Source organism: Xanthomonas sp. SHU 166, assembly GCF_000364685.1.
Taxonomy (GTDB): Bacteria; Pseudomonadota; Gammaproteobacteria; order Xanthomonadales; family Xanthomonadaceae; genus Xanthomonas_A; species Xanthomonas_A sontii.
The window spans coordinates 1-2,008 of record NZ_AQOJ01000466.1; the positions used below are offsets into that span (position 1 = coordinate 1).

The 2,008-nt window shown below is 72.2% G+C and carries 2 protein-coding genes; both read left to right on the forward strand.

Features of this window, described 5'->3' with window-relative positions; all coding sequences use genetic code 11:
* The first annotated feature begins 60 nt into the window (after positions 1–60).
* Positions 61–846: an ABC transporter permease gene (locus tag D180_RS12340; protein ID WP_017913032.1), complete on the forward strand. Its 786-nt coding sequence runs from the start codon at positions 61–63 to the stop codon at positions 844–846.
* Between the two features lie 100 nt (positions 847–946).
* The coding region (locus D180_RS12345; protein ID WP_043090905.1) for a sensor histidine kinase at positions 947–2,008 on the forward strand (1,062 nt) is incomplete at its 3' end.

The following is a 2,008-nucleotide window of genomic DNA, read 5'->3' on the forward strand; positions in this document are numbered from 1 at the left end:
GGAAGTGCGCCGCGCCGGCCTCGCCGACGCCTTTCTCGCCATCACCCGTGCGGAGGCCGCATGAACCCGATCGATCTTTCCGTTGCTTCCCCGGCGGCCGCCTGGTCGTTGCGCGACCAGGGCGCGCTGCTGCTGCGCGAGATCCGCTACGAGGTGCTGCGCTGGCTGCGCACGCCGTCGTTCGCCTTGCCCACGCTGCTGTTCCCGCCGCTGTTCTACCTGCTGTTCGGCGTGCTGCTCAACCATGGGCGCCACGACGCGGCGGTGTACCTGATGGCCAGCTACAGCGTATTCGGGGTGATGGCGCCGGCCCTGTTCGGGTTCGGCGTCGGCCTGGCCCTGGACCGCGAGCGCGGCCTGCTCGCGCTGAAGCGGGCGATGCCGGTGCCGCCGCTGGCCCTGCTGCTGGCGCGCACCGCGCTGGCGATGGCTTTCGCGCTGGCGATCGGCGTCTTGCTGCAGGCGCTGGCCGCGCTGCTCGGCGGGGTGATGCTGACGCCGGCGCAGCGGATCGGGCTGCTGCTGGTGGACGTGCTGGGCACGCTGCCGTTCTGCGCGATCGGGCTGGCGCTGGGCGCCTATGCCGGCGGCAGCGGTGCGCCGGCGCTGGTCAACCTGATCTACCTGCCGATGGCGTTCCTGTCGGGATTGTGGATCCCGCTGCAGCTGCTGCCGGCGTGGCTGACCACGCTGGCGCCGCTGTGGCCGTCCTATCACCTGGGCCAGCTGGCGCTGCGCGTGGTCGGGCAGGGCGACGGCCACGGCAGTGCCGGCCATGTCATCGCGCTGCTGGCGGTGACGGTGGTGTTCTACGCACTGGCGCAGCGGCGCCTGCGTCGCGGCTGATGGTGCGCCGTGCCGATCCCGGCGTCGCCGCGCGGTTTCGCGCGCCGGCGCCTTCGCTAAGCTATGCGCTGCGGCGGCCGTGCCGCCCTGGGAGCCCGACGTGATCGCCTTGCTGCACGCCTCGCCCGACTCGCTGATCGCCCGCCGCATCGGCTGGAGCTCGGCCAAGCCCAGCACCCACTGGTTCGTGTGGCTGTCGCTGGTGTGGTCGATCTGGCTGTTCGTCACTCCGCTGTACGAGCCGTACTACTTCCGCAACTGGTTCCCGCCGACGCTGGCCAGCTATCTGATGTTCCTGGCCCTGTACTACGTGGCCTACTACCGCCACCGGCGCTACCTGCCCTGGTGCGTGGCCGGCATGGCGGCGCTGGCGTTCGTGGTGCTGCCGTACAACCCCGGCGCGCAGTGCTACATCATCTATGCCTGCGCCTTCCTGGCGTTCTGCTTCGAGCCGAAGCGGGCGGTGGCGGCGATGCTGCTGGTGCTGGCCTCGTTCGCATTGGCCTGGACGATGCGCGGCTGGTCGCCGCTGTACATGGTCAGCGCGGTGGTGGTCGGCCTGTCGGTGGGGCTGATGAACATCAGCTTCGAGCGCCGTGCGCGCGGCGAGGCGCAGCTGCGCCTGAGCCACGAGGAAGTGCGGCGCCTGGCGGCGGTGGCCGAGCGCGAGCGCATCGGCCGCGACCTGCACGATCTGCTCGGCCACACCCTGTCGCTGGTGGCGCTGAAGTCGGACCTGGCCACGCGCCTGCTCGCCCACGACGCCGCCGCGGCGCAGCGCGAGATGGAAGAGGTGGGCCAGGTCGCGCGCGAGGCACTGGGCCAGGTGCGGCGCGCGGTCAGCGGCATCCGCGCGGCGCAGCTGGCGGCGGAGATCGCCTCGGCCAAGCTGCTGCTGGAGTCGTCGGGAGTGACCTTCCGCTACCAGGTCGAGGCCTTGCCGCCGTGCCCGCAACTGGAGACGGTGTTCGCGCTGGTGCTGCGCGAGGCCGCCACCAACATCCAGCGCCACGCGCGTGCCAGCCACGCGCAGTTGCGGCTGTGGTGCGAGCGCGGCCAGGCCCTGCTGGAACTGCGCGACGACGGCCGCGGCGGCGCGCTGCAGCCGGGCACCGGGCTGAGCAGCATGCGCGAGCGGCTGGAGGCGGTGGGCGGCAGCCTG